Below are 3436 nucleotides of genomic sequence, written 5' to 3' on the forward strand. Positions count from 1 at the left end.
GTCACGTCGAAGATCCCGGTAATGACTCCGATCCAGCCGTCGCGCTGCAGTTCGGTCAACGCCCCGTGGACCAGCGAGTTGCCGACGCCTTGCCTGACGGCGGCGCGCCTCGCGGCGGCGCCCCGGCCACGGCCGCCGCCCAGCCTGCGGCGGCCGATCGCGCGCCCCTGCTCGAGGCGCGCGGGCTCAGCTTCGCCTTCGCCCGCAAGGGCGAGCCGGTGCTGCGGGACGTCCGCCTGACACTGCGTCCCGGCGAATGGCGGCTGCTTTGCGGCGACAACGGATCCGGCAAAACGACGTTGTCCCGCCTGATGATGGGCCTGCTAGAGCCGCCCAAAGGAAAGGTCTTCTGGCAGGGGAGGGATGCCTCCCGCCTGTCTATCTACGACCTGGCGGGGGAGATCGGCTACATCTTCCAGCAGCCGGAACAGCAATTCGTCGCCTCGACCGTGCTGGACGAGCTGCTGTACAGCCCCCGGGCCCAACTGCGGCTGCGCCCGCGCGACCCGGTGCCGGAGCCGCTGCGCTTGCGGGCGATGCGCATGCTGGCCGCGATCGGACTCGACGGCAAAACCGGGGAGTCTCCGTACTTGCTGAGCGGCGGCGAGAAACGGCTGCTCAGCGCGGCCGCCGGCATGATCTGCCCGAAGAAGCTGTATATCCTCGACGAACCTACCGCAGGCATCGATTACAACGGCGTCGGCATGCTGACGGGGTTATGCCGCGAGGCGCTTGACGAAGGCGCCGCGCTGATCATGATCACCCATGAACCGGAGTTGTTCGCAGGGAATCCGCTACGCCGCTGGAGCATCGCGGAGGGCCGGCTGCGGGAAGAAGCGTAACACCAGCCGGGCAACGGACGGCAAGCTACGGGAGATCCTCTTCCCGGCAGGCTTGCCGTCCGTCTTTCTTTTTCCGTAAGCTTCCTCTATAATGGAACCTTGTGAATTAGTGACATTCGATGGAAGTTGGATGGTAATAAGAAAGGAAGTCATCTTGATGCAAACTCCGCTACGACGCAATTACATATTGATCGGACTTATGCTTTCCACTTTTTTAGCGGCGATCGAAGGGACGGTAATCGGTCCGGCCGGCCCGAGAATCGTCGGCGATTTGGGCGGGGCCCAACTGCTGGGCTGGGTGTTTACCGCCTACCTGCTAACCATGGCCGTAACGACGCCCATTTTCGGCAAAATCAGCGACCTGTACGGCCGCAAGCTGGTGTTCGTCCTCTGCTCCCTGCTGTTTTTGAGCGGATCGGTATTGTCCGGGACCGCCCACGGCATGGGCCAGCTGATCGCTTTCCGCGCGCTGCAGGGCATCGGGGCCGGCGGCCTGATCCCGGTCACGTTTACGATCATCGGCGATATTTTTTCGATCGAGGAACGCTCCAAAATCCAAGGCTGGATCAGCTCCGTCTGGGGCATCTCTTCGCTGATCGGTCCGCTGTTTGGCGGGTATGTGGTCGATTCGCTGAATTGGCGTTGGGTGTTTTACTTTAACGTGCCGTTCGGCTTGCTTTCGTTATTTTTCATCATCCGCTATTTGCATGAACGGATCGAGAAACGCAAGGTCCGCATCGATTACCCGGGGGCGATCACCTTTACCGTAGGCGTGGCCGCATTGCTGATCGGTCTGGCGACGGGGGGGCAGCAGCTCGCATGGGATTCGCCGTGGATGATCGGCATCTTGGCGTTGGCCGCCTTGGCGTTGGCGCTTTTTTTCGTGGCGGAAAAATATGCGGAGGAACCGCTCGTACCGCTGAAGCTGTTTCGGATCCGGGACATCGCCTTCTCCAATCTGACCAGCCTGCTGGCCAGCGCCCTGCTGATCGGTCTGACTTCGTATCTGCCGCTGTGGATTCAGGGGGTGCTGGGCAAGAACGCCACCATCTCCGGCCTGGTCCTTGCGCCGATGTCGCTGGGCTGGATGCTCGGCTCCGTGCTGGGAAGCCGCTGGCTGATTACCCGCGGTTCCCGCTATACCTCTTTGATCGGCATGGTGATTATCGGTTTGGGCGCGGGCGGGATGGCCTTGATGGCGGAGGGGACGCCGATGTGGCTGCTGCTGTTGTTCAACGCGCTGTACGGGATCGGCTTCGGATTTTCGTTTACGGTATTTACGATCATCGCCCAATCCTCGGTCGGTTACCGTTTGCGCGGCGCTTCCACCGCGCTTAATTCCTTCGTCAAATCGATGGGGCAAACGATCGGCGTCACGGCGTTCGGGACCTGGATCAATTTGCATATCGCTTCGCAGACCAAGGGCGGAACCGTTGCGGGCGTGCCGATCTCCCAAAAGGATATCGACCAGCTGCTGTCCCCCGATAAAGTCCATCTGCTCGCCCCGGAGCTGTGGACCGGGCTTAAGCACGTGTTGGGGCATAGCCTGCATACGTTGTTCATCGTGATGGCCGTGATTGCGGCGGTCGGGATCTTCTGTGCGTTGGGCCTCCGCAATCGGACCCCCGGCCAGGAGGAGGAAGAGGCGGAGACGGAAAGTCCCGCAGGGGCCGGAGCCTAACGCAGTCCGCTGCCGTAAGGTTTGGGTCACCGCTCTTTTGTCCATTGCGCCGGCTGGCTTTCGCTCCCTTGAATCACGGTATCATCACTAACTTGAATATTCGCGCCTATGGCCGCCTTCTTTTCCGGTAAATCGGGAAGGGCGGCCTGATTGGCATGCACGGAATAAAAAAGCCCGCTTCTCCACATCTTAACGGGAAAGGGGAGGTGTTACCATGGAAAAAGAAATGACGCTTGATCAAAATACGCTGGTCGACGCATGGCAAAAACAGCTTCCGGAGTTTCTGAACCCCGGGGACTCGGCACAGGTGCAGGCCGACATGGGAGATCCGAAGGGGCTGCGGATCCATATCAATGCCGCGGGCCATCAGTTTTTTTCATTTGATTTCCAATGCTCTTATATGGACCCGCGCGAAGTTCGCGTTGAACTGGTCGACGTGGAGCGGGACGGGCAAACCGTGGCCGAGAACAGCGTGCAAATCCAGGAATTGACCGGGGATTACGTTCGCCACATCCACGAATGCGCGCAAGCATTAGGGTCGATGACGAACCCATAATCAGAAAGCGAGGACGATTTCGATGACACGAAGCAAATCGGGCATAGATAAGAACTTGACCAACGTCGCGGAGGATTTGGCGCGCAATCCGGTAAACGGCCAGGAGGCGCAGCAAATGCAGCAGAAGGTTAATGACCGCAGGCACCGGGACATCAACAATCGCGATCATAACAAAGACATGGATCCGACCCACTGAGGACTTGTGACCGGCCAACTCCCAATCTTGCCCCAAAATAACAAAGAGGCTGCTTCCGGATCAACTTCGAGTGACCCTGATATGCTCCCCATACGGTAGACAGGTGAAATAATAAAACCTGTTACTGTAGGGGGAGTATTTTTTATGTCCAAAAAAGAACA

General features: G+C 59.3%; 4 protein-coding genes and 1 pseudogene. 4 read left to right on the plus strand and 1 reads right to left on the minus strand.

Going from position 1 to position 3436, the window contains the following annotated elements; all coding sequences use genetic code 11:
- Positions 1–83, minus strand: a pseudogene (locus ACQ4N8_RS27955) (stage V sporulation protein AE); the annotation flags it as partial.
- Positions 84–218: 135 nt separating this feature from the next.
- Between ACQ4N8_RS27955 and ACQ4N8_RS27960 the strand changes: the two are divergent.
- The 4 genes from ACQ4N8_RS27960 (at position 219) to ACQ4N8_RS27975 (ending at position 3275) form a co-directional block, all read left to right on the plus strand.
- Positions 219–842, plus strand: coding sequence for an ABC transporter ATP-binding protein (locus tag ACQ4N8_RS27960; protein WP_430707643.1), 624 nt, complete (start codon positions 219–221; stop codon positions 840–842).
- Positions 843–999: 157 nt separating this feature from the next.
- On the plus strand, positions 1000–2523 hold the full coding sequence (locus ACQ4N8_RS27965) for an MDR family MFS transporter (RefSeq protein WP_430707644.1): 1524 nt from the start codon (positions 1000–1002) through the stop codon (positions 2521–2523).
- A 214-nt stretch (positions 2524–2737) separates the two neighbouring features.
- A complete protein-coding gene (locus ACQ4N8_RS27970) occupies positions 2738–3079 on the plus strand; it encodes a hypothetical protein (RefSeq protein WP_430707645.1) in 342 nt (113 codons plus the stop codon).
- Positions 3080–3101: 22 nt separating this feature from the next.
- Positions 3102–3275, plus strand: a complete 174-nt coding sequence (locus tag ACQ4N8_RS27975; RefSeq protein ID WP_430707646.1) for a hypothetical protein — start codon at positions 3102–3104, stop codon at positions 3273–3275.
- Positions 3276–3436: the final 161 nt, after the last annotated feature.

Source organism: Paenibacillus macerans (assembly GCF_050565405.1).
GTDB lineage: Bacteria > Bacillota > Bacilli > Paenibacillales > Paenibacillaceae > Fontibacillus > Fontibacillus macerans_B.